This window comes from Legionella quinlivanii (genome assembly GCF_900461555.1).
GTDB classification, from domain to species: domain Bacteria; phylum Pseudomonadota; class Gammaproteobacteria; order Legionellales; family Legionellaceae; genus Legionella_C; species Legionella_C quinlivanii.
On the sequence record NZ_UGOX01000001.1, the window covers coordinates 1,263,539 to 1,289,588 of the forward strand.

Genomic DNA, 26,050 nt, shown 5'->3' on the forward strand with positions numbered 1-26,050 from the left:
GTGTGCCTTTTTTTATTTTGGGCATTACAATAGGGATTTTTTATTATCAGGTTTTGATATGCTTGAGGCAAAATCTCGCAAAAATACTCCTCCTGTCGATACCTTGAAGAGGCCGCCGCACTCAGCAGAGGCTGAGCAGTCTATTATTGGTGGACTGATGCTTGATAATCAGGCCTGGGATAAGGTCAGTACCAAATTATGCGAAGAAGATTTCTACCGTTCCGAACATCGAATTTTATTTCGCAGCATTGTTGATCTCTCAAAACGCGAACAGCCTTTTGATGTAGTCACCTTGCTTGATAATCTAAAATCCCGAAATGAACTGGATAATGCGGGCGGTGAAACCTATCTTTTTGAGTTAGCCAATAATACGCCCAGCGTGGCAAATATTTCTGCCTATGCTGATATTGTCAGAGAGAAGTCAGTTCAAAGACAATTGATCAATATCGCGGGTGAAATAGCGGACTCTGCTTACAATCCTGTTGGCCGTGAAGTCAGTGAGCTTCTGGATCTGGCTGAGACCAGGGTGTTTGCTATTGCTGAGCAGACAGGGGGCAATGGCGGACCAGAGAGCATTAAAACGATCATTACCAAAGCGATTGAAAAAATTGATGCACTTTATCACAACGGCGATGCAATCACCGGGATGGCCACCGGTTTAAGCGATCTGGATGAAATGACATCCGGTCTTCAACCCTCTGATTTGATCATTGTTGCTGGACGCCCTTCCATGGGTAAAACCACTCTGGTAATGAACATGGCTGAAAATATCGCAATCCAGGGAAAGAAAAATGTTCTGGTGTTTTCAATGGAAATGCCCTCGGATTCACTGGCTATGAGGATGATGTCTTCGCTTGGCCGAATTGATCAGCATCGAATCCGAACCGGAAAACTGGAAGAGGATGATTGGCCGCGAGTGACCTCCGCAGTTCACTTATTATCTGAAGCCCCCTTATTTATTGATGATACGGCGGCCCTTAGCCCTTCCGAAATGAGAGCGAGAGCAAGGCGCCTGGCGAAGGAGCATGGCCAGCTGGGATTAATTGTTGTGGATTATCTTCAGTTGATGAAAGTGCCTGGATTCAAGGCGGAAAACAGAACAGCAGAAATTTCAGAAATTTCGCGAAGTTTAAAAGCCCTGGCAAAAGAATTGAACGTGCCGGTTATTGCTTTATCCCAGTTAAACCGAAGCCTGGAGCAGCGTCAGGATAAACGTCCGGTTATGTCTGACTTGCGGGAGTCGGGTGCGATCGAGCAGGACGCGGATTTAATCTGTTTCATTTATCGGGATGAAGTTTACAACGAAGACAGCCCGGATAAAGGAACTGCAGAAATTATCATTGCCAAGCAGAGAAATGGTCCAATTGGCAAGGTGAGAGTAGCTTTTCTTGGTAAATACACTCGCTTTGAAGATCTGGCGTATACCGGTTATCAGGGGATGGACTAGTGACAAGGCCTACAAAAGTGCAAATTGATGCGACAGCCCTGCTGCATAATGTACAGCAAGTCAAACGTCATGCTCCTGGCAGACAAATTATTGCAATGGTGAAAGCGAATGCCTATGGTTGCGGGCTGCCCTCGATCATTCCTGTGCTTGAAGGCCATGTGGATGCTTTTGGAGTGGCTTGCATTGAAGAGGCTTTAGCGATTAAGGCGCTAGGTGCCTGTACCGATTGTATTTTATTTCAGGGTTTTTTTAATCAGGATGAGCTGGCGCTGGTGGTTGAGCATAATTTGCAGGTGGTTATACACCAGTCTTATCAGTTGGAATGGCTGCTGGCTCAGGCGCTGCCAAAACCAGTGCGTGTATGGGTAAAAGTCAATACCGGAATGCATCGTCTGGGTTTTGCAATGGGCGATGTGTATGGCGTATTAAATGCCTTGCACTCTTGCCCCTGGGTTGATCGGCAAATTGGTCTTATCACCCATCTTGCCTGTGCCGATGAGTTAAATAATCCAGCGAACCAGGAGCAATTAGGACGATTTTTTGATTTGCGGTTGCCTGAATTTCCACTGGTAAAAAGTATTGGCAATTCAGCAGCAATTCTCTCTTTACCTGATAGTCACGCAGAGGTCGTGCGGCCAGGCATCATGCTTTACGGTATTTCTCCGTTCAAACATACCTCGGGGCAAGAGCTGGGCTTGATACCGGTGATGCGTTTCCTGTCTTCCCTCACTGCCGTCCAGCACTACCCGGCAGGCGTGCGGGTAGGCTATGGCGGGGAGTGGCAAACTGCAAAGCCTTCCGTGATCGGTGTGGTGGCCGTCGGTTATGGGGATGGATATCCTCGCCACATAGCCGCTAACACTCCGGTTTGGATCAATGGTTATCAGGCACCGATCGTTGGACGGGTATCGATGGATATGTTGACGGTTGATTTAAGTCATGTGCCAGAGGCCGCCGTTGGTGACCCTGTGGAATTATGGGGTGTCCATATTCCGGTCGAAACCATTGCTGCTGCAGCCGGAACAATCCCCTATGAGTTAATTTGCCAGCTTTCGCCGCGGGTGCGAAGGGATAAACTGTAACAAATCGGAAACAAATAGACCTATGGACGAATCTAGGGTAAAATGGCCATCGTTTTTACAAACCTATCAAAGGTGAATACATGAAAAAAATTATGTTAGCCTCATTATCTTTATCTGTCCTGCTTTCAGGTTGTGCTCAAGTCACGAATGAAGGTGTAGGCACGGTAACCGGCGGTGTGGTGGGCGGACTGATCGGCAGCCAGTTTGGCGGTGGTTCAGGCAAAGTCGCAGCAGCTGCAGGCGGTGCTTTGTTAGGTGCTTATTTGGGTGGGAATATTGGCCGTACTATGGATAGGCTTGATCGCCTGGAAATGCAACGAGCGCTGGAAAGTTCTCCGAGCGGAAAAGCAGTGGTATGGCGTAACCCTGACAGCGGTAACACGTACACCGTTACCCCGCAGAAAACCTATTACACGAACTCGCAACCTTGTCGTGAATATACAACCCGCGCTTTAATTGGCGGCAAAACACAGGAAATCTACGGCAGAGCATGCCGGCAAGCCGATGGTTCATGGCGAGTGGTTAACTAATTCCAAATTGCTCCTGTTTAAGGGTAGCTTTATTGCAAGCCAATCAGGGCTGCCCTAATCTAAACTTTCACTATTTTTAAAAAACCATAATTTCCTGTGCTATATTTGAACATATGCCCCCTTAATAAGGTTCTGCAGGGAGTTTGCTATGGCTCATCTTATATACTCGGCTTTGCCGCATCCGAGACGAGAAATTATATTTATCAGGCCGGATTTAACGGTAACACAGTGTGTGGACATGATGACCAAAGGGGATATCGGTGCTTTGGTGGTTCGCGATGATCAAAGTCTGCTGGGCCTGGTGAGTGAGCGCGATATTATCCGCGAATGTCTGTTTAGAAATTTGCCTCCTGATAAAACGCCTGCGATTGATGTCGCCTGGAAAAATGTCAGTATTCTCACTGTGAATGATCCGATCGAAAAAGCGATGGAAGTGATCACAGAAACCAAGCGAAGGCATGTATTAATCACCGAAAATGGTGAACTGACAGCTATTTTGTCAATTGGTGATTTGCTATTTCACTTGCTCGAAGATAAAGCAAGAACCATTGAGCACCTGGAAAATTATATTCATACCTATTGATTTATCTGCCGCTCAATAACTATAACCGCTAGTCCGCAATATGTTACATAGCTATCCACACATATCAGAAAACACAGCCTGCTCCTGGCCTCTACGTCACCCGACTTGTTCGGGTGATCCAGCTTACTCAAAGAACGGGAGCGAGTATGCCTCGGAGACGCTGAGGCAGGTAGGCAGGCGGCATGCATTGCCATTATTCATCTCTTATTGAAACTCCCACTCCTCTCCATTACACTTTTAAGGCACTGTTAATTCAGTAACTATTATAATTGATAATGGAAGAGCCAATGCCTAAGCACTGTCGGTGGATACTCAGCTTCATCTTCTCCTTTTTTATTGCGCTTGCATGGGCCAAAGATACCAATAGTCAGTGGTATCAATTGGATGAGAATAATAAGGTTAGAATTAAGGTAGACCTGTTTTTGTCTTCCACATGCCCTCATTGTCAGAAAGAAGATGCCTACTTCAAATCAATTGAGCCCCAAAACAAATGGTTGAAGGTGGAACGGCATTATATTGATAAGGACAAAGCGTCCCTGGAGCTTTTTAATCAATACCTTAGTCAGCAAGATTCGACTGATTTTTCTGTACCAGCGGTTTTTTTCTGTAATTCAAAGTGGGTTGGATTTGACGAAGCGGCTAACAGCGGAAAAGCGATTATGCAGGGTTTGGAACTTTGCCGGCAACAGATTGAAAAGCGGGGCGCTCTAACTAAAAACACCTCTTCAGTTCTGGGTACTATGGCGACCACCAGCATGATGGAAGCCAGTATCGAGCAGGGGGCATCTTCTTCACCCCGCACATTAATTCCCTTAATGGCTGCGATCGATGCCTTGAATCCCTGTGCGTCCATTCTGGTAATGCTATTGTTTGCATTTCTGGTAGCAAGCCAAGACACTAATCAGAAATTGAGGATTGCCGGATTATTTCTTTTAACTGTCGGGATTATACATTTTATTCAGCAAAGCCATATCATCCATTTTTATAGCCTGTTACCCTGGTTAAGAATTCCCGTGATATTAGTCGGGGGGGCATTAATCGGATTTGCATATTACAGGTATACAAACAAAACGATTGAAGCCATGGCTTTATTAGGGGTGGTGTTTTTCACCGCTTTAGTGGCGCAAGTCTATCAACTGGGTTGTTCTCCCAATATCGCTTTGATTTTTAAACAATGGCTGGGAGCACAAGGATACGATAGCATCAAACAACAGTTACTGCTGGTTCTTTATAACCTGCTTTATCTGTTTTTCCTGGGGCTTTCCACAATGTTTATGTATGCAGCAACCCGTATGAAGCGTGCGTTGCGTTATGAGCAATTTATTAAATATTTTGCTTATTCCTTCATATCTCTGGTCGGCATTACCCTGATTGTCTATCCTTATATCATAGCGAGTGCGGTTTATATGTTGGCTACAATAGTGTTGTCAGTTATTCTGGCCCAAATCTTAAAATACTATAGAGTGCGCTAAATGGATGCCGAAGATGCAGTGCCTCCTCCTTATTTTCCCATTGCCTGGGATGTAGAAGAGGGGCAGAACTATGAATGGTGCGGTTGCAAGGAAACAAAGACACCGCCGTTTTGTGATAAAGGGGATTGTAAGGAAAGAGTGCTCTATCAGGCGCCGCTTACGGACACAGTGTACTTTTGTCACTGTAAAGAAACAAAAGATCCCCCATTTTGTGATGGTTCTCACGCGAGATTATTACGTGAATTTATAAAGAAAAGAAACAGCCAGAAATAGCCGGCCTTTTTTATAGAGCGTTGATATTGGTTAGAAAGCAAAAATTCACTTGATCTGGGCCTGGTGATTTGGGATTATCAGAAGATTTAATTTTCAGGTAGCGGTGGTATGAGTAAACTGAAGGATATTCCTGTTGTTATAGAGAGCGGCAAAAAATACAAAACCTCTCAAGGTATCGTCGCAATTAAAGACGGTATCAAATCGGCTGAAGAGGATGCGCCCCGGTTACCTAAACCCAAATGGCTTCGGATTGTGAATAATACCAGTCCTGCCTATCATCAGGTAAAACAACAGGTTGTAAAACACCGTTTAGCGACTGTCTGCGAAGAAGCCAAGTGTCCTAATATTGCGGAATGCTGGTCCCATGGCACCGCTACTATTATGCTCATGGGTGCGGTTTGTACCCGCGCCTGTCGTTTTTGTTCTGTAGATACCGGGAACCCACGCGGCTGGCTTGATGCAGAGGAGCCTGAAAATTCAGCCAATACCGTCGCACTGATGAATCTGGATTATGTCGTTTTAACTTCCGTAGACCGTGATGATCTTCCTGATGGCGGAGCCAGACATTATGCGGATACCATTCGCGCCATTAAACAGCGCTGCCCGAGAACCAAGGTTGAAGCACTTACGCCTGATTTTCAGGGAGTCGAGGAGCATGTCGCCATATTACTGGACAGTGGTGTCGATGTGTTCGCGCAAAATGTTGAAACCGTAGAGCGTTTAACTCACCCTGTACGTGATATTCGTGCGGGCTACTGGCAGACTCTGGATGTATTGGCTTTTGCAAAGCGCTATCGACCCGATGTGCTGACCAAAACCAGCCTCATGCTGGGTTTAGGGGAAACCGATGAGGAAATCATTCGAACGATGGATGATTTACGGGCACAGAATGTGGATATTCTGACTTTGGGGCAATATCTGCAACCAACCAAAAACCATCTGCCTGTTATTCGATACGTTACGCCTGAAAAATTTTTAGAGTTTCGAGAAATTGGGCTGGCTAAAGGTTTTTTTGAAGTCGCCTCAGGCCCTATGGTTCGCTCCAGTTATCGAGCTGATCGGGTGTTTAAAAAAGATAATCTGGGATTATAGATTTATCACAAGAAAGGGAATTCCATGTTCAGACGAGCAATTGTTCGCACGCCAGCCAAATCGATGGTGCAAGGTATTTCAAGCGCAGATTTAGGCCTTCCTGATTACCATCTGGCACTACTTCAGCATCAGCAATATATCAATGCACTCGAAAACTGCGGTGTTGAAGTGCTGGTTTTACCTCCTGAGGAGGCATTCCCTGACTCCTGTTTTGTTGAGGATCCCGCTTTATTAACTGAGCGCATCGCTGTATTGGCGCGGCCAGGAGCGGAAAGCCGCCAAGGGGAGGTTTCTCTTCTTGAAGAAAGTATTCGCCGCTTCTACGCTGCCAATATTGCTAAAATTCAGGCTCCGGGAACATTGGATGCCGGTGATGTCCTTAGAGTTGAAGATCATTTCTATATTGGATTATCTCAGCGGACCAATATGGAGGGAGCTAAACAACTAATCAGTCTATTGCACAATCACGGCTATACTGCTTCGGTCATTCCATTAACTGAGTTTTTACATCTGAAAACCGGGGTTTCCTATCTGGGTAAGGGAAATCTGTTGGTAAGTGGGGAGTTAATAAATCATCCGGAATGGGAGTCTTTAAAGCAAATCATTATTGACCCCGCCGAGGCCTACGCCGCAAATTGCATTGTAGTGAACGACTCTGTACTGATACCCAGCGGATTTTCAATGATTAATCTCCGCTTAAAAAGCCTTGGCTACAAGCTTGTGGAAATCGACTGCAGTGAATTCCGCAAGCTGGATGGCGGTTTGAGCTGTCTGTCATTGAGATTTTAACAAAAACACTTATCACAGCAATTCAATATTGCGCCGCTTTAACTTTCCTTGAATCAGAGAGGCCAGAAACCACATAATCAGGCCGAGAATAATGGCAGATATTCCAAAGTTTAAATAGTAGTTTTGATAAATGGGCAGTGAGTCGATTGCCAGGATATCCCTGGGTACTGCGACAAAGCCTGCCAGTTTTCCTGCAATGGTATTCGACAGTGAACTGGCCAGATACCAAACCCCCATCGCAAAGGCCAGATCTTTACTGTCACAATAAAGACCAATCATGCTAAGTCCTATAGCACTGACCCAAAGTTCCGCTAAGGTGATAAGCACATAAGTCAAACCAATAAAGTTGCCGTTGACATGTCCATCAGAGGACAAACTCCCGGCCAATGCCATAATTAACAGGGCAACTCCAGCCAGAATGGTACCGCTGGCAAATTGATAGGGAATTGTAAACCGCGGAATGCGGCGGTAGAAACGCGGAAGTTGTGTGCCTAGCAAAATGATTAGCAGCGGATTAAGAATTTGATAATGAGCAGGGGATACCTTTAGGCCCAGCAGCTGCAGATCAGAATTACTCTTCGCAAAAAGTACCAGGGTGCTGTTCATCTGATTATAAATTACAAAAAATATGACCGCCTCAATAATGAGCAAAACCGCGACCATTTGTTTTATGCGAGCAGTAGAAGACAATTTCAAGGTCTTGATTAAAAACCAGAGTATGCCTAAGCCGCAGCCAAGGCTAATCAGAATGATTGATAACTGAACATGCGAATAAGCAAAGAGGGTAAACAAATAGATACTCACGATATAAGAAGCTAGCCGACCGGCCATTTTGCGGCTGAAGGGTTTGGCGTCCTGGCCATAAATCACGTTATCATAAAGGCTGTATTTTTTAGCAAAATTCAATGCGGCAATCGATTTTCCAGCGAAGGCCAGTGTAAGTACCGACAAGGGCCCATAGCGGCTATCCAGCAGTGCAGGCGCAATCATCGTTGCCAGCAAGGCACCCACATTGATTGCCATATAGTAATAAGTCATCGCTGATTTAGCCTTAATGGCGTCATCGCTGTAAATATGAGAAACCATGCTTGAGGCAGTACCCATTAATAAGGAATTGGTCACAGGCACCAGGGCATAAGCCATGATGAATAGCTTGTCGCCATGTTCGTTGAGTGAATATCCGCTGAGCATTACAAATAAATAGGCTAAGGCAAGTAAAAAACCACCTAGTAAAATAGAGCGCCTGATCCCTAATACCTGATCCGCCATAAATCCGCCTAGTATAGGCATCAGATAACCGGTGGCCTGCGATACTCCGATAAAGGCATAGGCCTGGGCATGGCTGTATCCCAGGCCATGTTCCAAAAAGGGGCGGGTGAGAAATAAAATCAGGATGGTGTTTAAAGCATAGACAGCAAACTGGCTCCAGAAGGTAATGAGCACGATATTGTTAGTTTGTTGCTGGCGTGTATCTGAAATGGTGGAGTCACTCCTTGCAGCTTGAGAAAACACATTCACTCCTTGTGAAAACTTCATCCATAAACTACATGCTAAAACCATAACACTCTTTGAGATTTGGGTATAGATAGATCTGAGTCTTCCCACCAATTAATTCATTCACTCCCTCTCCCCCTACGTGCCTCGGCTTGTCCGAGGCATCCAGGAAATGCTTGAACTAGAGTCGGATTCAGAGGGATATCGTATCTATTTAACCATGGAGTCCAGCCAATTATTAAAGATCTTAGCGTTTGATTGAGAAAATTATGGATTTCTCGGGCAGGCACGTAGCCGGATTAGGGGGTTATAATAAATTGACTCAGTGTTGATAAAATGCTGACTATGTGTAAAAATGTGGCACAAAATAATCTCTTACTCATTCCTTAAGAGATAAACAAGCGTTTCTATTTTAGCGGAGAAATTAATGAGTTTATTTGATGCACAAACAATTGAAGAGTTGCAGACTATGCTGCAAGGTCTTGTTGATAAAACAGAACTCAGCCAGAAAAATGCAGAAAATCAAACGCCCATTGTTTATTTTGCTTCAAGAAGGGAATGGGATAAAGTTCAAGCTCTTTTAGCCGTTGCTCCAATTAGTGCAGATGACGCGAAGTTATTGGGACGTGAGGCAATTCTTGCAGCCCGAACCGGGAATATGGAGTTGGCTATAAATCTTTTAAAAATTGACAATGTATCACGCTCAGAGCAGGAGAGGGGCTGGACTATTCTGCATTGTGCCGTTGCCGATGCAACTGATAGCGACGATCTGGAAGCGCAGGCAGAAGCAATAAAGCAAATTCAAACACTTCATGAGTTGGGTGTTGTAAAAGAAAATTGCAATCAGGCTACACTTCGTGAAAGCAGTCCTATTTTCCTCGCTGCAATGAGTCAAAAATGGTATCTGGTGGATGCCTTACTGAATGAGTTCAATACTCCTGATGATCCTCAGCAATTGGCCGAAATCATTATTCGAGCTCGCACTGCGGGTCAGGTTGAACTGGCGCACAAAATACTTGCCTCGGTACAGCCGGGTACTCAATGGCTAATTAGCAATGAAGACGGCAGCAGAGATGTAAGTCTTTTACATTTGGCAATTCTCAGAAAAAGAAAGGAACAAATCGCTCAGCTAGCTCAAGATGCTGATTTGCGGGTTAAAACAGCCAAGCAGGGAGATAAGCCCGGAATCACGGCGATTCAACTTGCTGCACGTTGCCAGGATTGGAGCACCGTTGAATTACTCACCCAAAATAGCGCTGATGCAGATGACAGCTTTCAATATGGTGCAGCAATGCTTTATGCTGCGCAAACGCAATTTGGCAAACCATTCCTGAATAGCAAGCTGACAGAACTGGCAACTGATCTGGCACAAAAAGGAGCGAAACCGGATTGGAGTCTCGAACAACGAAATGGGAAGCTGAATTCTTTTCATATCGCGGTTATTCAAGCTTTGGATGCGTTTCTGGAAGCCTTGATTGCGAATCAGATTAACCGAAGTGCGCATGATACTTTGGCTTTACAAGCGAAATACCAAGGGCGTACTCCAATCGAATGCGCCATCCATCATAACCGATGGGATTTACTGCCTTTGTTTGCCAAGATTAAGCCAGCTAATCCCGAGGCCTGCGGTTATGTGGCAGCTTATGAAGCTGCAAAAGAGGCCAATCGATTAGAACCACAGGATCTGGAACTTCTGCGTGAGGCAGCCAAAGTTGCAAAAGAGGTCGCTCCTGAGCCTGAAAAGAAGGGTAGTCCATTAGCTGAAAAATCTGACGATAGCCGTCAACAGGAAGAAGATGCACGTTTTGTTGAAGCATTTAAAAAGATTTATCAGGCTTTATATAAAGGCCAATCATCATGGCTTAAATCTGCAAGCTTCCTGGAGCAGCATGATAAATTGACCCGAGACTTGATTAAGCAGCACATCACAGCCAAACCTAATTGCCGATCTAAAAAAGCGGCAGAGTTGGCTGAGACATACAAGGATGACATCAACAACATCAAATTGGTGCAGGATATCCATTCATACTGTCTCGATCGTAGCGGATTTTTCAGCCGAACCAAAAATGGAGCTCAATTGAATTCTGCGCAAGCGCAGGAAGCTATTGATAATGCGGATGAAAATTCAAGATTGGGTCAAATCAGAATTGCACTGCGTTAGTTCAGTATCTTATAACAAGGTTTTCCCAAAACAGCTGGGAAAACCTTAATGACTTCAATTGTCTAGCAGCTTTATAATTAACTCGTTTTTATTTCGTACTCTGTATTTGGATTTTAATGCTTCAATCTTGTCATCTATAGTTCTTGGAGACAAATTCATCGCAAAGGCAATTTCCTTTGTGGTTTTTCCGCAAACCAGTAATTGAGCGCATTCGATTTCTCTTAAACTTAAAGGGACCTTATCAGCACCTGAAATGGATTGTAGAAAAGAGGCTCTATGGCTCTCAGGCAGCTTGCCAACTTCCGTACTGTTTTTTTCAAAAGAAAAACGCTGGCTATAGGCACTACACAAATCTTCATCCTCACTGACTTTTTCCTCAAAATACTGAGTAAAACGCTCAAGCAGATCCAGATTATTGATATAGGTTTGATGAATAGCGATATTGCTTAGATCAGTGCCGAAATGAAAATAGTCGGAATATTCAGCGGATTGTTTGACCAAGGTAAAGACGTGCCTGAAATTATAATGAGCTGAGTCCTGCAGCATAGCTGCGGTTATCCCCTTACAATCGAGCATATCCCAGACGATATACTGGCCAAAATCAATGGATTCTGATTTGATTTGCACGCAGGGATCCCCTTTATAATATTCTTTTTTTGCATAGTTCTGTACAAAATCAGGCTGATTACAGAGCAATGAAAAATCATTCTCATTGTAATTCCTGATGTGGGAAAAAGTGCTGATATTAAGGTGCCGCAGGGGCTTGCATAAAGCCTGTATTTTTTCAGACTGTAAAACAATGGGATGTTTTTTTAACTGCTCTATCATGCTATTCATAAAGACTCTAATGCTAATTATGGTTATACCGGCTTCATTTCGCTTTTAAGTTCCATAGCCGTAGATAATTCAAATCCAAAGTTTCGATAAAAATCTTTAGCATTGACATTACCCTGCCAAACAAATAAGCCGACAGAGACAAAATTGCGTCCTTTAATTTTATTAATCAGATGGTTCATAATCAGGCTGCCAATTTTCTGTCTTTGATATTGGGGATGAACGCAAATGTCATAAAACATACACATTTGTCCATCTTCTAAAATTCTTCCAAAAGCGATCAATTTATTCTGTTCTTTGATATAAGCGATATGGCTGGAAGCACTAAGTACAGTCTGCCATTTGTGAGGTGAGGAAAAGAAATCCTTGCCCCAGCCTACAAGCTCAGCCAGATGATTAATTTCATTGAGACTGATAGCATGCTTTGATTCATTGATAATATATTCCATGGTGACTCTGCTTATTAAGATATCGCAATTATACTAGTCAATTGATCAAAAAATAACCGTAATTTTTCGGTATTCACTCAAATTCCTAAATATCAAGCCTGCTTTATTAGCAAGGTATTTTATGAAAAATATGCTAACATGCATGCGATTTTTTAAAGAAATCAGAACGAATTGATAAAAATGTCATATGGAGAAATGCATGTTAGATTTAAAAAAAACTGCTTTAGCGGTTTTAATGTCTGTAAGCGGTGCAGGTTTTGCGGGAACAATGGGGCCTGTCTGCCAACCAGGTAATGTGACCGTTCCCTGCCCATCCAGCGCCTGGGATGTGGGAATTCAGGCCTTATATTTGAAACCAAGTTATAGCGCCAACGCCGTTTATGTCGGCTATGTACTAAACGGCGATCGTCAAATTCGCAATGAATTTGAACCGGAATGGGACTGGGGTTTTAAACTGGAAGGCTCTTACCATTTCAATACCGGCAATGACATCAATGTGAACTGGTATCATTATAATCAAAGTACTCGTCGTTCTTTTACCGTGTATAGTTCAACGTTTGAAGCCAATATCCCTTACTCCACCTGGATAGAGCCCAAATGGGATGCAGTAAACTTTGAATTTGGCCAACACGTGGATTTTGGCGAATATAAAGATATTCGTTTTCATGCAGGTTTTCAGTACTTGCGTCTTGAGCATGATATACGGAATTCTAATGGCCTGACTGGAGTAGTTCATCCATTCAATTTAGAGTTTAAAGGGTTTGGACCACGCATCGGTATGGACATGGCCTACAACTTCAATGATGCGTTTGCCATTTACGGCAATGGAGCCGCTGCTTTATTAGTGGGGGATAGTGACGCCAATGGACAGTCAGCAGCAACAAGCCTGTATATTTCCTCCAGTAAATGGACCACAGTTCCTGAGTTGGAAGCCAAAACAGGTATCAAATACAACCATTTATGTGGAAGCGGCGTATTAACTGCCGATGCAGGTTACATGTGGGTGAATTACTTTAATGCCCAGCATTCTGTTGATCTCGCCGAGGAAACCAATGTCGCGTTTAATGGACCTTACATTGGCTTGAAATGGCTTGGCAGCATCTAAAGTAAAACCCGGTTGAAACCGGGTTTTCTTAAATTGTGAGTGACTCAGCAGCCCCGTTTCCCGCTGCGGGCTGCTGATAAATTACTTACTGTTTACCAGGTTTTTCATCTTATCGCCGAGGGCATTCGCTGTATTGCGGCACACTTGCGATAATTCATGAGTATAATCTCCGAAACTTACTCGACCGCTTTCAACATCGTAAAGAGCACCCACAATGCCAATTTCATTTTGATCCAGCATAATTCTTAATATCTCGCTGTCCTGATAAATTTGCTGCAGGGTGTTCGCAATATTAAGCGATGTGACATGGCTTACAAATTGTTCATTCTGACTCGTACGATTTTCTGTCGTTTCAGTTTCAGCATTTACGGCTGGTTTAATTTTTGCCAGCAATTCGGTAATATGCCCTTTTTCGACATTATCACAGGCAGCCCCAATCGCTCCGCAGCGTGTATGGCCAAGAACAACAATCAGTTTGGCGCCTACTACGTGACATGCGTACTCAATACTGGCCAGCACGTCATCATTAACCACATTCCCTGCGACACGAACGCAGAAGAGATCTCCAAAACTCATATCAAAGATTGTTTCAACGGGAACACGTGAATCAATACAGCCGAGAACAACGGCCATTGGGTGCTGCGTTTTAGCTGTTTGTTTGATGTCAATTTTAGGATTACGGTGTATACGCGTGTCTTTAAGAAAGCGCTGGTTTCCTTCACGCAGCAGGTTCAAGACTTCGACCGGTTCAAGTGTGGCCAATACGTCATAGGTCGTTACATTGATGAAATCGATATAATTGTGGATATCATAATGCTCCTTGAACCCCATCAGATTGAGTGATATCTGTTTCAGAGGCGCTTGCTCATCCTTAAACTCTTTAATCTGCTCAATAATTTCTTTATCGATATAATTGGTATAGCGAGCATCGATAATCAATTGAGAGTTACGTGGAATGGAGTTTAGTTCACTTATCAGCGACGCCTTATTCAGGAAAGAAATCTGCTGAGGAAGTACCAAACGGTTGACTACGCCGTTAGGATAGTTTTCTTTCACGATATCCAGTCTGGCCTGACTGTTAGTTTTAAGAATATAGAATAAGCTTATTGCAAGACCAATGCTTATTCCTGCCAGTAAGTTGAATGCGACGATACTGATTACTGTTGCGATGAAGGGAATAAAGCGATCCATTCCCTGCTCATAGACCGATTTATAAATAGCGGGTTTAGTTAGTTTATAACCAGTATAAATCAATATAACTGCTAAAGAGGATAGAGGAATCTTATTTAACCATCCTGGGATTAGCATTACGGCCAGCAACAGGAAAACGCCGTGAAGAATTGCCGACATTTTGGTTTTTGAACCGGCCTGCACATTAACCGAAGTGCGAACGATAACTGAAGTAATTGGGATTGCTCCAACAAGGCCTGCGGTAAAATTACCAACGCCCTGGGCAATTAGTTCCTGATCTTTTGAGCAATAGCGATGTTTGGTATCAAGCTTTTCCCCTGCCTTGACATTAAGAAGACTTTCCAGAGAGGCAACAGTTGCAATAATAAAAGCATAAAGGTAAACCTTTGGATTTTTCCATGCAGACCAATCAGGAAATTGCAATTGATTGAAGAAATCTGCGAAGCCATCATGTTTGGGAATATTAACCAGATGAGGATTATTTTGAGCAAGGGTAGAGCCAAGCGTAATGAATAGTTCATTGAGTAAAATACCGGCCAGAACGACTACAATCGGAGCAGGAATTCCCTTAAGCCATTGAGTTTTAGTTTTTTCAAAATAGAACATTATAGCCAGAGAAATCACAGAGATGATGATGGCGCCGGTATTAATATGGTAACTTAAGTCTGATAGGGGGGCTAAATGAAAAGCTTTCTGTCGTTTCCAGTAGATGGGCCTGTAATTCCTTTGACTCAGTAGATAAAGTAAACGTGAAAGGGATTTGCTTGACAATGAGTAAGATACCAATTGCACATAGCAGGCCTTGAACGACATTGGACGGCACGTAATCTGCAACAAATCCAGCTTTAAAAGTGCCTACTAACACTTGTAACAAGCCAGCAAGAACCAGTGCTAACAGGAAAATATTATAATCACCCAGCTGTGTGATGGCTGCCAGCACCACCGCCGCCATACCAGCCGCCGGACCGCTCACGCTCACCTGAGAACCACTCAGGCTGCCAACTACAACTCCCCCGATTATTCCGCTTAACAGTCCCGCAAAAAGAGGGGCCCCTGATGCAAGGGCAATTCCAAGGCAAAGTGGAATTGCTACCAGGAAAACTACGATGGCGGCAACCACATCAAATTTAAAACTGCGGGATCGATAAACCCGTAGTTTTCTCATGTTGTTGATAATGTTTTCAGTCATAATGCTACAGAGATTTAGTGATTTTCCCCAATGTTAGCGCAGTTTGCACATTTTGTTAACCCCTTTCTTTACAAAAAAGAAATATTTCTTAACTTGACATAATTTTTTGTGTTTGAGAGGTTAGGCGCTGCTTTACATACCTGGTTCCTTCATGCAGTTGTTATCTCTAAGCGATTTTCAGGAGTTACTGATTAAGTCTGGCACTCAGATTAAATTATCTCAACTTTATCTTACGAAAACTCATACTAGACTGCTTGCAAATATTTTGAACAATGATCCCAATATTAATTCGCTCATTATTGAGAACTGTTCTATTAATGATGATTTATTTGCTGAGCTTGCTGAGTTTTTTACCAGAAAAAATACTGAGCTGCATCTGACGGGTGACATCGTTAATGCTAATAGTCTCCGATGCCTTGAAAAAAGATCTCCCCAGCTCACTACGCTGGCCTTACAAGGTCAACCCACTATTGAACATGAGACAGCCTTGGCCATAATTCGAGTGATTAAAAACTCTCGAAATCTGAAAAAAGTAATTCTGGGTTCTCTGAGTGAACAAAGTATTATTGATTTAACCGCTTTTTTTAAAAGTTCAAATACCATTAGGGATCTGGAATTCAGGTATACAAATTTTCACATGAAGTCAGGAGGAAAACTTGCAGAAATGTTGTCTGAAAATGCAAGGATTCAAAAGCTCTGTTTGTTTAATTGTCGAATGGATAAGATGTGTCTCTCCATGATAACCAGAGTTGTAATTCAAAGTAATAACTTAATGGATATTGAAATTAATGGAGTGTCGCTGGCCTCTGAGAATGTAAATCAACTTCTGATTAATGAGGATGAGGATACTTTTGAATTCTACAGGACAATGGCTGTACACCTCAAACGTGACCAGCGTATCCGACAACTCTGGCCTGAAGTTGAGAATGCCACTGGAAATAGAGATATTTTGAAAATGGCCACACTGTTCTCCCAACTGAAAGCCAGTGATTTACCGTCTGATACCAGATTTGAGATTATTGAGGGCTTTTGGAATTTGCAATGCAGCATCTCCGAGGCAGATGTAAAAATTGCTTACTATCGTCTTATGTTATGGTTATTACGTGAAGAGCAGAATTGCCCGTTTTACCAGCAAATAATTCGCAGCTGTGTCAGACAGTTGCAAACACATGAAAATAAGCAATTGGTCAATTTAGATTCGCTGATGCTTGGGTTATATAATGACTCTGAGCTTCTTTTGGTAGGTACGGCGGTATTTGATGTCGAGACTTTTATGGCGAGTTTGTATCAGTCGCCTGTATTGGAGTTATTAGAACAGGATCAGGTGCTTCTCAATAGTTTTGCCAGGCGCGCAAAGATCTGGTCAGTTTCTGATTCTATCTATAGCTTTTTCTATTCAGTATGGGATTCAGCGAATCAGTTTTTAGAGACGGGGATTGAGTATGGAGTTGAGAATGACTTAAGTCGCTAGGTGAGGGGAGAGAAGCCGCTACGAGTACCAATCCTTTGAGACTTATCACACGAAATTAAGTTGCAAATCCATTTGCATATAAGCCTCTGTCATTTCCGCGCAGGCGGAAATCCATCGATGATTTGGCACAGTGCGGGAGAGTAAATAGATTCCCGCCTGCCCGGGAATCACACAGTTCCTTTCGAGAGCTTCGCTGTTTCCTCGGAATAAACAGAATTTGAAGTTTAAACAGTCTCCAACTCAGCGATCGCTTCCTCATCAATCACGGCTTCTCCTGTTGAATGGGCTGTTAATAGTTCCGATTCAAGATTCTTGAATTGCCATAAATCCTGATCCATGAGTTGGCTGGGTTTAACGCTTTGCAGGGCGTGTAACATGTTGCTGGGAATTTTAGGGTTTTCCTCAGCAAGCTGATCAATCAATTTGCCTATTTTCTTTCGAGCCAGGTTTTCCTGAGAGCCGCAAAGCGTGCAGGGGATAATAGGGAAAGCCTGCTCATTGGCAAAGGTCATGATATCTTTTTCCTGAACATAGGCTAAGGGTCTTATGACAATATGTTTCTTATTATCACTCAAAAGCTTTGGCGGCATGGAACGTATATCGCCATTGTACAATATGGACATCATTAAGCTGCGAATCAAATCATCGCGGTGATGGCCCAAAGCAATTTTAGTAAAGCCATTCTCTTCGGCATAGCGATAAATAATCCCCCGTCTTAGTCTTGAGCAAAGAGAGCAGTAAGTTTTGCCTTCTGGTATTTTCTCTTTGACTATGCTGTAAGTATCGCGGGTTAAAATTTCATAGGGAATATCTTTTTCTTGCAGCCAGGCATGCAGCGCCCGATCATCCCAGCCCGGCTGGGCCTGGTCGAGTGTAAAGGCGAAAAGATCAAATTTATGATTTGAACGGCGTTTTAAACTGTGCAGTAAAGTTAATAAGGTGAAAGAATCTTTACCACCTGATAAACATACCATGACTCGATCGCCGCGCTGAATCATATTGAAGTCTGCAATTGCCTTACCAGTGTAATGTAAGAGCTTTTTTTCGATAAATGTGGGTGTCGATGACATAATAATATACAACCTAAATTCAAGTTTTGTTGAAGGATAAGCGCATCGTAGCCTGGCGAAGTATAGTTATTAAATAAAGCTTAATGCTTCCAAACTAAGGATGGCGTCGAACTGGCCCCGGGTTAGGAGGGAATGTGCTTATTCGCGTAGTAGCGAGCCAGGCATTAACTTCCTCAATGTCGTTGGCGTTCAAAGTACCAGCAAGGTATTTTAAATTCAGTAAAGCGTTTATCAAATCATACTGGTCACTGGCGAGCTGCCGCTGCGCCTCAAACAGACGTTGCTGTGCATTTACTACGTCAACCATTGTACGGGTTCCCACCTGAAATTGTGCTTCAGTACTTTCCAGAGAATTCTGGGTTGAAATTACCGTTTGCCGGTCCGCCTTTACCTTACTGATGCCATCGATAATCGTGTTAAATGCAATACGGCTATTAACTTCTACATCGCGATAAGTTCTTTCCAGTTGTTCACTGGCTGATTGAAAATCAAACTGTGCCTGACGAGTTTGAGATTGAACCAAACCACCTTGAAAAGCAGGGAAATTCAAGGCCAGCGCAACATTTGAATTGCTCTGCCGTGATGGAATGAAAAAGGATCCATTCCCGGCTGAATTATGTGTCTGACCGCTGTTCCCCTGAATGGTAAGAGTTGGCCAATTGCCCGCAGCCTGAGCTTTGATATTCTCTCGTGCCGATAGCAGATTATACTTGGCAGCAAAGAGATTATAATTCTGGTTCAGACCCAGATCGATCCATTCGTTCACATTATCCGGTTCGGGTTTAATTAATGGGATACGGCTGTCACGTAAGGGAGCCAGATAGTCATAAACATGGTTAGTCAGCTTGCGTAAATTTTCATTTTGGTTAATCTGATTATTTCGCGCACTGATCACTTCCGCCACTGACTGATCGTAAGCTGCCTTGGCCTCATAGACCGAAGTGATCGCGTCCAGACCTACCTTGAACCGCTGCTCTGCCTGATCAAGCTGCCTTTTGTTGGCCCGTTTTTTAGCTTCAGCAAAGTTAAGCGTATCTTTGGCTAACAGTACATCAAAATAAGCTTTAGCTGTACGCAGGATCAAATCCTGGGCTGAATTATTAAAAGTTGCCTGTGCCGCTTTAACGGATGCTTTAGCCTGCTGAACCTTGGCCCAGGCCTGATAATTAAATACCGCCTGAGACGCAGTGACCTGCCATTGATTACTGTTGTAGGTTTGCTCGACGCTCGCGCTTTGGCTTCTTACATCTTCCACATTTCTCGCAACCTGAGCTGTCGTTGTCAACTGAGGGTAGAGCGCTGCACGTGCCTGAGGAAGCGCTTCGTTACTGGACATGTAAGTGCTGTAGGCTTCTTTAAAAATCGGATCATTTTCCAATGCCTGATGATAAATATCCATCAAATCAGCAGAATAGGATATTGTGCATAAACCCACACTCAAAAGACAGCTTAGAAGCGTTTTTTTCATTGAGCAAGTCCTAGAAAACAAATTCTTTGGGTTTTAATCTGTCGACCAAAGGGGGGATATTAGTATCAAACAGGAAGGTTTCATGCCATTGATTATTATGATCAAGAGTATGTAACTGGCATTGCATTACCGGCTCTCTGCCCACGATAGTAATTAATTTCCCACCCGGCAGAAGCTGAAGACGTAATGTTTCAGTGATTTTTTCAATAGCGCCTGTGAATACAATCACTTCATAGGGCGCTTTATCCAGCCAGCCGCGGCTCGCATCGCCGGTGATTAACTCGACATTAGTCACATGATGCGTTTGCAGATTCTTTTGGGCCATATTGGTAAATTCTGCATAGTAATCAATTGAAATTACTTTTTTACTGAGCTGGCTTAGCAGGGCGCTGAAGAAACCGGTGCCTGTTCCGACTTCAAGAACAGTTTCATTTCCACTCAGCTTTAAAGTCTGTAAAATTTTGCCCTCTTCGAGCGGCGTGAGCATGCGCTGACCATGAGGCAGTGGGATTTGCATATCGGAGTAGGCAAATTCCTGCATATTTTTAGGTACAAATTCATGACGAGGAAATTTGTCATACAGAGCCAGGATGTTTTCATTTAAGACATCACCTGTTCTTAATTGCTGTTTGACCATATTTATTCGAGCGTTTTGACTAATCATTGAATCTTACCATCTACTTAAGTGACTTCGGCCTTGCTGAGATTTGGCGTGATACAATGCCGCGCCTGAAATTTCAGAAGCTCCTAGGTTAAAACGTTACTGGCATTTTAGCAAGATTTACCAGCGCGCGCGATTATTATCCGCATAATAATTCATTCTTTTTTTGCTGAATCCTCGAGCGTTGCATCGATTTTCTTCGCTTCTAGTGAACAAAGAGAGAATTTGTTATGATTGCATCAGTTTTTTAAATCTGGGAGAACAGCGTGCTTGAGCGATTTTTGGATCATTTGCATTCCGAAATAAATAACCTGAAAAAAGAAGGTTTATATAAGTCCGAGCGAATCATTAGTAGTCAGCAGCAAGCAGCTATCGAAGTGAATGGCAAAGAGGTCATTAATCTTTGCGCAAATAACTATCTCGGTCTGGCAAATAGCCCCGCGCTGATTGCAGAGGGACAAAAAGCCCTGCAAACCTATGGATACGGAATGGCCTCTGTACGTTTCATTTGCGGAACGCAAACGCCTCATAAGATGCTGGAAGGGAAAATCAGTGAGTTTCTCGGAATGGAAGATACCATTCTTTACTCATCCTGTTTTGATGCAAATACAGGTTTATTTGAAACGCTGCTCGGAGAAGACGACGCAATTATCAGCGATGCATTAAATCATGCCAGCATTATCGACGGCGTCCGCTTATGCAAGGCGAGCCGTTATCGCTATGCCAACAATGATATGAAGGATTTGGAGCAACAGCTGATTGCCGCAAAAAATGCCCGTTTCAGGTTAATTGCGACAGATGGGGTTTTCTCTATGGATGGTATTATTGCCAATCTTCCTGCTATTTGCGAGCTTGCGGAAAAATACGATGCCATGGTCATGGTGGATGACTCTCATGCGGTGGGATTCATGGGGGAAACCGGACGAGGCACTCCTGAGTATTGCGGCGTGGCTGATCGCATTGACATCATTACCGGCACGCTTGGAAAAGCGCTTGGAGGTGCTTCAGGGGGCTATACTTCTTCAAATGCAGTAATCATTGATTGGTTAAGACAGCGTTCAAGACCTTATTTATTCTCAAATACTCTGGCCCCGGTAATCGCTCATTCTTCTATTGCGGTTCTTGAGCAATTGGAGCGAAGTAATGAATTGGCGAATAAGGTAAAACAAAATGGTCAATATTTCCGTAAGGCAATGACCGCGCTTGGTTTCGATCTGGTTCCTGGCGAACATCCAATCATTCCTGTAATGCTTGGGGATGCCGCGCTCGCTGGAAAAATGGCAGATTTATTATTGGCTGAAGGAATCTATGTCATTGGTTTCTCTTTTCCGGTTGTACCAAAAGGCAAGGCCCGCATCAGAACGCAAATGTCAGCAGCTCATGAGACTCATCATTTGGATCGAGCTGTAGAAGCTTTTGCCAAGGTCGGAAAACAGCTTGGAGTCATTAAATAAAGAGCAAACCCCTCTCTCGAAGTTGGGAGAGGGCTAGGGTGAGAGTTGATTTTAACCCCTCTCTCTAACTCTCTCCCCGGAGGGGAGAGAGGATTTTAAAAATAAAGACAAATCGATGGGAGAACTATGAAATCACTGGTAAAAGCCAAGCGCGAACCTGGCATATGGATGCAGGATGTTCCTGTTCCAGAATACGGTGTAAATGACGTTTTAATTAAAATCCATAAAACTGCGATTTGCGGAACTGATATCCATATTTATTCCTGGGACGATTGGGCGCAGGCGACTATTCCGGTTCCAATGACGATAGGCCACGAGTTTTATGGCGAAATTGTTGAAGTAGGGCGGGAAGTTCAAGGTTTAAAACCAGGACAAAGAGTATCCGGAGAGGGACATATAACCTGTGGCATGTGCCGTAATTGCCGGGCTGGTAAGCGCCATCTCTGCCGCAATACCCTCGGTGTTGGGGTGAATCGTCCGGGTTGCTTTGCTGAATATCTGTCAATGCCGGCCAGCAATGTGCTGGTTTTACCGGATGATATAAGTGCTGATCAGGCCTCTATTCTCGATCCTTTCGGCAATGCGACGCATTGTGCCCTTGCCTTTGATGTCGTAGGGGAGGATGTGCTGATTACCGGTGCCGGTCCTATTGGAATTATGGCTGTGGCTATTGTGCGCCATATCGGCGCAAGGCATGTGGTGATTACTGACGTTAATGATCACCGTCTTGAGCTGGCCCGTAAAATGGGTGCTACCGCTGCGGTGAACGTAAAATACCGTTCCATTAAGGATGTAATGGAAGAGTTGGGCATGCAGGAGGGTTTTGATGTGGGGCTTGAAATGTCAGGGAATCCCATGGCATTGAATGACATGATGAAAGTGATGAACCATGGCGGTCATGTGGCAATGCTGGGGATTCCTCCTCAGGAAACAGCCATTGACTGGAATCAGGTAATTTTCAAAGGTCTGGTGATCAAGGGGATCTATGGACGTGAAATGTTTGAAACCTGGTATAAGATGATAGCCATGTTGCAAAGCGGCCTGAATATTTCTCCGGTTATAACCCATCATTTCCCTGTAGATGCTTATCAGGATGCTTTCCAGATAATGGCTTCAGGGCAGTCAGGAAAAGTTATTCTGGATTGGTCATAAGTTGAATTGATAATAACGAGAGCACAATGTCGCAATATATTTTTACAATGAATCGGGTCAGTAAAATTGTAGATAATCAACGAGCCATTCTCAAAGATATCTCCCTTAGCTTTTATCCCGGTGCCAAAATTGGTGTACTGGGTTTAAATGGCTCGGGTAAATCCACCTTATTAAAAATCATGGCTGGTGTGGACCAGAATTTTGATGGAGAAGCAAGGCCGCAACCGGGGATCCGCATTGGTTATCTGGCTCAGGAACCTGAACTGGATCCTGAAAAAACCGTCAAGGCGGTTGTTGAGGAAGGGGTTGCCTCTATCAAAGATAAACTGTCTCAGTTTGATGAGATCAGCATGCGTTTTGCAGAGCCAATGAGTGATGAGGAGATGAATAGTCTTCTCGAGAAGCAAGGCGCGCTGCAAGATGAAATTGAGGCCTGCGGAGGTTGGGACCTGGATAGAAAGCTGGAAATTGCAGCGGACGCCCTGCGTTTGCCTGATTGGGATGCCAAAATCCAGAATCTTTCGGGAGGTGAGCGTCGACGTGTAGCGCTCTGCAGGTTATTGCTTTCCAGTCCCGATATGTTATTACTGGATGAGCCTACCAACCATCTGGATGCTGAGAGTGTCGCCTGGCTTGAGCGCTACCTGGAAGAATTCCCGGGAACCGTAGTTGCTGTTACCCATGATCGTTATTTTCTCGACAATGCGGCTGAATGGATCCTTGAACTCGACAGAGGAGAGGGTATCCCTTATAAAGGAAATTACAGCGCCTGGCTTGAGCAGAAAGAGGCTCGACTGGCAATGGAAGAAAAACAGCAGGCGGGCCACGAGCGTGCATTGAAAGCGGAGCTTGAATGGGTCAGAACGTCACCCAAGGGGAGACATGCCAAAAGTAAGGCAAGACTCGCCCGTTATGAAGAAATGCGCTCCAGAGAATTTCAAAAGCGTAATGAAACCAACGAGCTTTATATTCCACCTGGTGATCGTTTGGGTGATCTGGTCATTGAAGCGAATAACATTTCTAAAGCCTATGGCGATCGTCTGCTGATTGATAATTTAAGTTTTCAACTGCCCAAAGGCGGTATTCTTGGCATTATTGGTCCTAACGGAGCGGGTAAATCGACATTTCTTAAAATGGTGACTGGACAAGAACGGCCTGACGACGGTGAGATCCGTATTGGTGAAACGGTAAATCTTGCGCATGTGGATCAGTTCCGCGATCATTTGGATGACAGCAAGACCGTATGGGAAGAAATTTCAGATGGTTTGGATATCATGCAGGTTGGATCTTTCCAAATGCCTTCTCGTGCCTATGTGGGGCGTTTTAATTTCAAAGGCACTGATCAACAGAAGCGCTTATCTCAGCTATCTGGTGGAGAACGAAATCGGGTTCATCTGGCCAAATTATTGAAAAGCGGCGGTAATGTCCTGCTTCTGGACGAACCCAGTAACGATTTGGATGTTGAAACCCTGCGTTCTCTTGAGGAAGCTATCCTGAACTTCCCTGGTTGTGCCATTGTTATTTCCCATGATCGCTGGTTCCTGGATCGCATTTGTACGCATTTAATGGCTTTTGAGGGGGATTCTCAGGTAGTCTTTGTTGAAGGTAATTACAGCGATTACGAGGCTGACAGGAAGCGGCGTCTTGGTGATGAGGCCAATCGTCCTTCGAGAATCAAATACCGTCGTTTAAAACATTGATAATTGAATCCTGTGTGGAGATTTCTGAATATGAATAAGTTGTTTTGGCTAGGTCTGGCCTGCTCCGTGGGTTTGACCGGCTGTGTTGAATTCGATGAGTCAACCTATATTACGGATGATGCCGGAAAAGTGCACCATACGATTCACTATACTAAAGACAAACGAGGACGCGATCATTTTCCCATGAAAGCGGCGGCTACAGGCAGAAAGCAATTCATTTTCGACCCGAAAGCCTATGCCTGGGCCGCTTATGATGAAGAGGGCAATCGGGTTATGACTGGGGCTGCTTCTGGGGGTAAGGACTTCTGTGAAGATGTCGGCCAGCCTTGCCGTACAGTCACTGGTACATTCCGCGTTTATAACAAACGAGGCATTAATTGTCTCTCTGGCGAGTATCCAGTGGAAACAACCGGCGGGGCAAAAATGCCTTACTGTATGTACTTCTATCGCGGGTTTACAATTCATGCTGGATATGAAGTGCCTTATGGCAACTCAAGTCATGGCTGCGTACGAGTATTTCCAAGTGCAGCCAAATGGCTGAACGAGCAATTCATGACAATTGGAACCGGGGTAACAATCCTGCCTTATTCAGATGATGAAACAACAAATGGATAATCAAGAGCCCGGTTGTTTTGCAACCGGGCTGATGAATTAACGAATGATTGAGTTATCCAACACTTTTCGCGCTTGTTCATCTCTGTGCTTCTGAACCGCTTTTCGATATTCCGGGTATTTATTTCCCAGAATTGACGCCGCCAGGATGGCCGCATTGACTGCTCCGGCTTTACCCACCGCTAATGTACCTACCGGAATACCCGCTGGCATTTGGACAATAGAAAGCAGGGCGTCAAGGCCGTCTGTGAAGGTGGATGAGGGCATAGGCACACCTAAAACCGGCAATAATGTTTTGGAAGCGACCACCCCGGGTAAATGGGCCGCTCCTCCGGCCGCAGCAATAAATACCTCCACACCACTTTCCTCGGCTTCTTTAAGGTAGCTGAATAAAGCATCTGGAGTACGGTGTGCGGAGAGCGCGCGGACTTCATGCGGTATAAGCAAGGTTTCAAGTGTTTTGCTGGCTTCTTCCATAATTGTCCAGTCCGATTTTGAGCCCATAAGAACAGCAACTAGTGGAGTTGACATATCGATCCTTTTTTAATTGTTAAAATTCAATTTTAGCAGAGAGCTTATTAAACGATGTCACTCCCACACGGCATTGTTGCATAAAGAGAAAAGGTCTGAAAAAGCTGTCTTTGCGAGCGTTAGCGAAGCAATCCAGCTCATAACCCCGCTCAAGGGTTGATCTGGATTGATTCACTTCGTTCGCAAAGACGGCAGCTTAGTTGCCTGGTTCTATTTGCGCAACAATGCCTACCCGCGTGG

General features: G+C 44.1%; 22 protein-coding genes and 1 pseudogene. 15 read left to right on the plus strand and 8 right to left on the minus strand.

The genetic code is table 11. The features are described 5' to 3' along the window. Positions 1 to 58 precede the first annotated feature (58 nt). The 8 genes from dnaB to DYH61_RS05405 all read left to right on the plus strand — a co-directional run bounded on the left by dnaB (position 59) and on the right by DYH61_RS05405 (position 7,268). Positions 59 to 1,447: a replicative DNA helicase gene (gene dnaB / locus DYH61_RS05370; RefSeq protein WP_058508720.1), complete on the plus strand. Its 1,389-nt coding sequence runs from the start codon at positions 59 to 61 to the stop codon at positions 1,445 to 1,447. Continuing rightward, positions 1,447 to 2,529, plus strand: coding sequence for an alanine racemase (alr, locus tag DYH61_RS05375; RefSeq protein ID WP_058508669.1), 1,083 nt, complete (start codon positions 1,447 to 1,449; stop codon positions 2,527 to 2,529). The genes dnaB and alr overlap by 1 nt, the downstream gene beginning before the upstream one ends. A gap of 80 nt (positions 2,530 to 2,609) precedes the next feature. Continuing rightward, on the plus strand, positions 2,610 to 3,059 hold the full coding sequence (locus DYH61_RS05380; RefSeq protein WP_058508670.1) for an RT0821/Lpp0805 family surface protein: 450 nt from the start codon (positions 2,610 to 2,612) through the stop codon (positions 3,057 to 3,059). 148 nt (positions 3,060 to 3,207) lie between these two features. Next, on the plus strand, positions 3,208 to 3,642 hold the full coding sequence (locus DYH61_RS05385) for a CBS domain-containing protein (RefSeq protein WP_058508671.1): 435 nt from the start codon (positions 3,208 to 3,210) through the stop codon (positions 3,640 to 3,642). A 287-nt stretch (positions 3,643 to 3,929) separates the two neighbouring features. Further along, a complete protein-coding gene (locus DYH61_RS05390; RefSeq protein WP_058508672.1) occupies positions 3,930 to 5,114 on the plus strand; it encodes a thioredoxin domain-containing protein in 1,185 nt (394 codons plus the stop codon). Continuing rightward, positions 5,115 to 5,387 (plus strand): CDGSH iron-sulfur domain-containing protein, encoded by a 273-nt coding sequence (locus tag DYH61_RS05395; protein ID WP_058508673.1) that lies wholly within the window; start codon positions 5,115 to 5,117, stop codon positions 5,385 to 5,387. 108 nt (positions 5,388 to 5,495) lie between these two features. Beyond that, the gene (gene lipA, locus DYH61_RS05400) at positions 5,496 to 6,479 is read left to right on the plus strand and encodes a lipoyl synthase (protein WP_058508674.1); all 984 of its coding nucleotides are present in this window, start codon (positions 5,496 to 5,498) and stop codon (positions 6,477 to 6,479) included. Between the two features lie 24 nt (positions 6,480 to 6,503). Beyond that, positions 6,504 to 7,268, plus strand: coding sequence for a dimethylarginine dimethylaminohydrolase family protein (locus tag DYH61_RS05405; protein ID WP_058508675.1), 765 nt, complete (start codon positions 6,504 to 6,506; stop codon positions 7,266 to 7,268). Positions 7,269 to 7,280: 12 nt separating this feature from the next. On the opposite strand, the gene DYH61_RS05410 is transcribed toward DYH61_RS05405, so the two are convergent. Then, positions 7,281 to 8,786, minus strand: a complete 1,506-nt coding sequence (locus tag DYH61_RS05410; protein WP_058508721.1) for a peptide MFS transporter — start codon at positions 8,784 to 8,786, stop codon at positions 7,281 to 7,283. Positions 8,787 to 9,189: 403 nt separating this feature from the next. Between DYH61_RS05410 and DYH61_RS05415 the strand changes: the two genes are divergently transcribed. Beyond that, a complete protein-coding gene (locus tag DYH61_RS05415) occupies positions 9,190 to 10,923 on the plus strand; it encodes a hypothetical protein (protein ID WP_058508676.1) in 1,734 nt (577 codons plus the stop codon). Between the two features lie 54 nt (positions 10,924 to 10,977). Here DYH61_RS05415 and DYH61_RS05420 read toward each other — a convergent pair whose 3' ends face one another. Further along, the gene (locus DYH61_RS05420; RefSeq protein ID WP_058508677.1) at positions 10,978 to 11,760 is read right to left on the minus strand and encodes a helix-turn-helix transcriptional regulator; all 783 of its coding nucleotides are present in this window, start codon (positions 11,758 to 11,760) and stop codon (positions 10,978 to 10,980) included. A gap of 23 nt (positions 11,761 to 11,783) precedes the next feature. Next, the gene (locus DYH61_RS05425) at positions 11,784 to 12,206 is read right to left on the minus strand and encodes a GNAT family N-acetyltransferase (protein WP_058508678.1); all 423 of its coding nucleotides are present in this window, start codon (positions 12,204 to 12,206) and stop codon (positions 11,784 to 11,786) included. A 199-nt stretch (positions 12,207 to 12,405) separates the two neighbouring features. On the opposite strand from DYH61_RS05425, the gene DYH61_RS05430 reads away from it, so the two are divergent. Further along, positions 12,406 to 13,311 (plus strand): Lpg1974 family pore-forming outer membrane protein, encoded by a 906-nt coding sequence (locus tag DYH61_RS05430; protein ID WP_058508679.1) that lies wholly within the window; start codon positions 12,406 to 12,408, stop codon positions 13,309 to 13,311. Between the two features lie 81 nt (positions 13,312 to 13,392). Here the strand turns inward: DYH61_RS05430 and DYH61_RS05435 are convergent. Next, positions 13,393 to 15,691 (minus strand): annotated as a pseudogene (locus DYH61_RS05435) (bifunctional SulP family inorganic anion transporter/carbonic anhydrase). Between the two features lie 151 nt (positions 15,692 to 15,842). Between DYH61_RS05435 and DYH61_RS05440 the strand changes: the two are divergent. Beyond that, on the plus strand, positions 15,843 to 17,162 hold the full coding sequence (locus DYH61_RS05440; RefSeq protein ID WP_058508681.1) for a leucine-rich repeat domain-containing protein: 1,320 nt from the start codon (positions 15,843 to 15,845) through the stop codon (positions 17,160 to 17,162). Positions 17,163 to 17,386: 224 nt separating this feature from the next. Here DYH61_RS05440 and ttcA read toward each other — a convergent pair whose 3' ends face one another. The 3 genes from ttcA to DYH61_RS05455 form a co-directional block, all read right to left on the minus strand. Beyond that, positions 17,387 to 18,232, minus strand: a complete 846-nt coding sequence (ttcA, locus tag DYH61_RS05445; protein ID WP_058508682.1) for a tRNA 2-thiocytidine(32) synthetase TtcA — start codon at positions 18,230 to 18,232, stop codon at positions 17,387 to 17,389. Positions 18,233 to 18,326: 94 nt separating this feature from the next. Further along, positions 18,327 to 19,700, minus strand: coding sequence for a TolC family outer membrane protein (locus tag DYH61_RS05450; protein ID WP_058508683.1), 1,374 nt, complete (start codon positions 19,698 to 19,700; stop codon positions 18,327 to 18,329). A 10-nt stretch (positions 19,701 to 19,710) separates the two neighbouring features. Continuing rightward, positions 19,711 to 20,364, minus strand: a complete 654-nt coding sequence (locus tag DYH61_RS05455) for a protein-L-isoaspartate O-methyltransferase family protein (protein ID WP_058508684.1) — start codon at positions 20,362 to 20,364, stop codon at positions 19,711 to 19,713. Between the two features lie 263 nt (positions 20,365 to 20,627). Between DYH61_RS05455 and DYH61_RS05460 the strand changes: the two genes are divergently transcribed. From DYH61_RS05460 to DYH61_RS05475, 4 genes are all read left to right on the plus strand, one after another. Further along, positions 20,628 to 21,815 (plus strand): glycine C-acetyltransferase, encoded by a 1,188-nt coding sequence (locus DYH61_RS05460; protein WP_058508685.1) that lies wholly within the window; start codon positions 20,628 to 20,630, stop codon positions 21,813 to 21,815. A gap of 126 nt (positions 21,816 to 21,941) precedes the next feature. Continuing rightward, positions 21,942 to 22,967 (plus strand): L-threonine 3-dehydrogenase, encoded by a 1,026-nt coding sequence (tdh, locus tag DYH61_RS05465; RefSeq protein ID WP_058508686.1) that lies wholly within the window; start codon positions 21,942 to 21,944, stop codon positions 22,965 to 22,967. A gap of 26 nt (positions 22,968 to 22,993) precedes the next feature. After that, a complete protein-coding gene (ettA, locus tag DYH61_RS05470) occupies positions 22,994 to 24,667 on the plus strand; it encodes an energy-dependent translational throttle protein EttA (RefSeq protein WP_058508687.1) in 1,674 nt (557 codons plus the stop codon). A 30-nt stretch (positions 24,668 to 24,697) separates the two neighbouring features. Then, positions 24,698 to 25,282 (plus strand): L,D-transpeptidase, encoded by a 585-nt coding sequence (locus DYH61_RS05475; protein ID WP_058508688.1) that lies wholly within the window; start codon positions 24,698 to 24,700, stop codon positions 25,280 to 25,282. Between the two features lie 36 nt (positions 25,283 to 25,318). Here DYH61_RS05475 and purE read toward each other — a convergent pair whose 3' ends face one another. Beyond that, positions 25,319 to 25,810 (minus strand): 5-(carboxyamino)imidazole ribonucleotide mutase, encoded by a 492-nt coding sequence (gene purE / locus DYH61_RS05480; protein ID WP_058508689.1) that lies wholly within the window; start codon positions 25,808 to 25,810, stop codon positions 25,319 to 25,321. Positions 25,811 to 26,050 lie beyond the last annotated feature (240 nt).

Bases quoted from the DNA above. Each gene is read 5' to 3' on its own strand.
- DYH61_RS05475 (WP_058508688.1), top strand. From the start codon at position 24,698: ATGAATAAGTTGTTTTGGCTAGGTCTGGCCTGCTCCGTGGGTTTGACC.
- tdh (WP_058508686.1), top strand. From the start codon at position 21,942: ATGAAATCACTGGTAAAAGCCAAGCGCGAACCTGGCATATGGATGCAG.
- DYH61_RS05390 (WP_058508672.1), top strand. From the start codon at position 3,930: ATGCCTAAGCACTGTCGGTGGATACTCAGCTTCATCTTCTCCTTTTTT.
- ttcA (WP_058508682.1), bottom strand. From the start codon at position 18,232: ATGTCATCGACACCCACATTTATCGAAAAAAAGCTCTTACATTACACT.
- DYH61_RS05385 (WP_058508671.1), top strand. From the start codon at position 3,208: ATGGCTCATCTTATATACTCGGCTTTGCCGCATCCGAGACGAGAAATT.
- DYH61_RS05430 (WP_058508679.1), top strand. From the start codon at position 12,406: ATGTTAGATTTAAAAAAAACTGCTTTAGCGGTTTTAATGTCTGTAAGC.
- ettA (WP_058508687.1), top strand. From the start codon at position 22,994: ATGTCGCAATATATTTTTACAATGAATCGGGTCAGTAAAATTGTAGAT.
- dnaB (WP_058508720.1), top strand. From the start codon at position 59: ATGCTTGAGGCAAAATCTCGCAAAAATACTCCTCCTGTCGATACCTTG.
- DYH61_RS05440 (WP_058508681.1), top strand. From the start codon at position 15,843: ATGCAGTTGTTATCTCTAAGCGATTTTCAGGAGTTACTGATTAAGTCT.
- DYH61_RS05415 (WP_058508676.1), top strand. From the start codon at position 9,190: ATGAGTTTATTTGATGCACAAACAATTGAAGAGTTGCAGACTATGCTG.
- DYH61_RS05405 (WP_058508675.1), top strand. From the start codon at position 6,504: ATGTTCAGACGAGCAATTGTTCGCACGCCAGCCAAATCGATGGTGCAA.
- lipA (WP_058508674.1), top strand. From the start codon at position 5,496: ATGAGTAAACTGAAGGATATTCCTGTTGTTATAGAGAGCGGCAAAAAA.
- DYH61_RS05450 (WP_058508683.1), bottom strand. From the start codon at position 19,700: ATGAAAAAAACGCTTCTAAGCTGTCTTTTGAGTGTGGGTTTATGCACA.
- DYH61_RS05455 (WP_058508684.1), bottom strand. From the start codon at position 20,364: ATGATTAGTCAAAACGCTCGAATAAATATGGTCAAACAGCAATTAAGA.
- DYH61_RS05380 (WP_058508670.1), top strand. From the start codon at position 2,610: ATGAAAAAAATTATGTTAGCCTCATTATCTTTATCTGTCCTGCTTTCA.
- DYH61_RS05420 (WP_058508677.1), bottom strand. From the start codon at position 11,760: ATGAATAGCATGATAGAGCAGTTAAAAAAACATCCCATTGTTTTACAG.
- DYH61_RS05425 (WP_058508678.1), bottom strand. From the start codon at position 12,206: ATGGAATATATTATCAATGAATCAAAGCATGCTATCAGTCTCAATGAA.
- DYH61_RS05395 (WP_058508673.1), top strand. From the start codon at position 5,115: ATGGATGCCGAAGATGCAGTGCCTCCTCCTTATTTTCCCATTGCCTGG.
- purE (WP_058508689.1), bottom strand. From the start codon at position 25,810: ATGTCAACTCCACTAGTTGCTGTTCTTATGGGCTCAAAATCGGACTGG.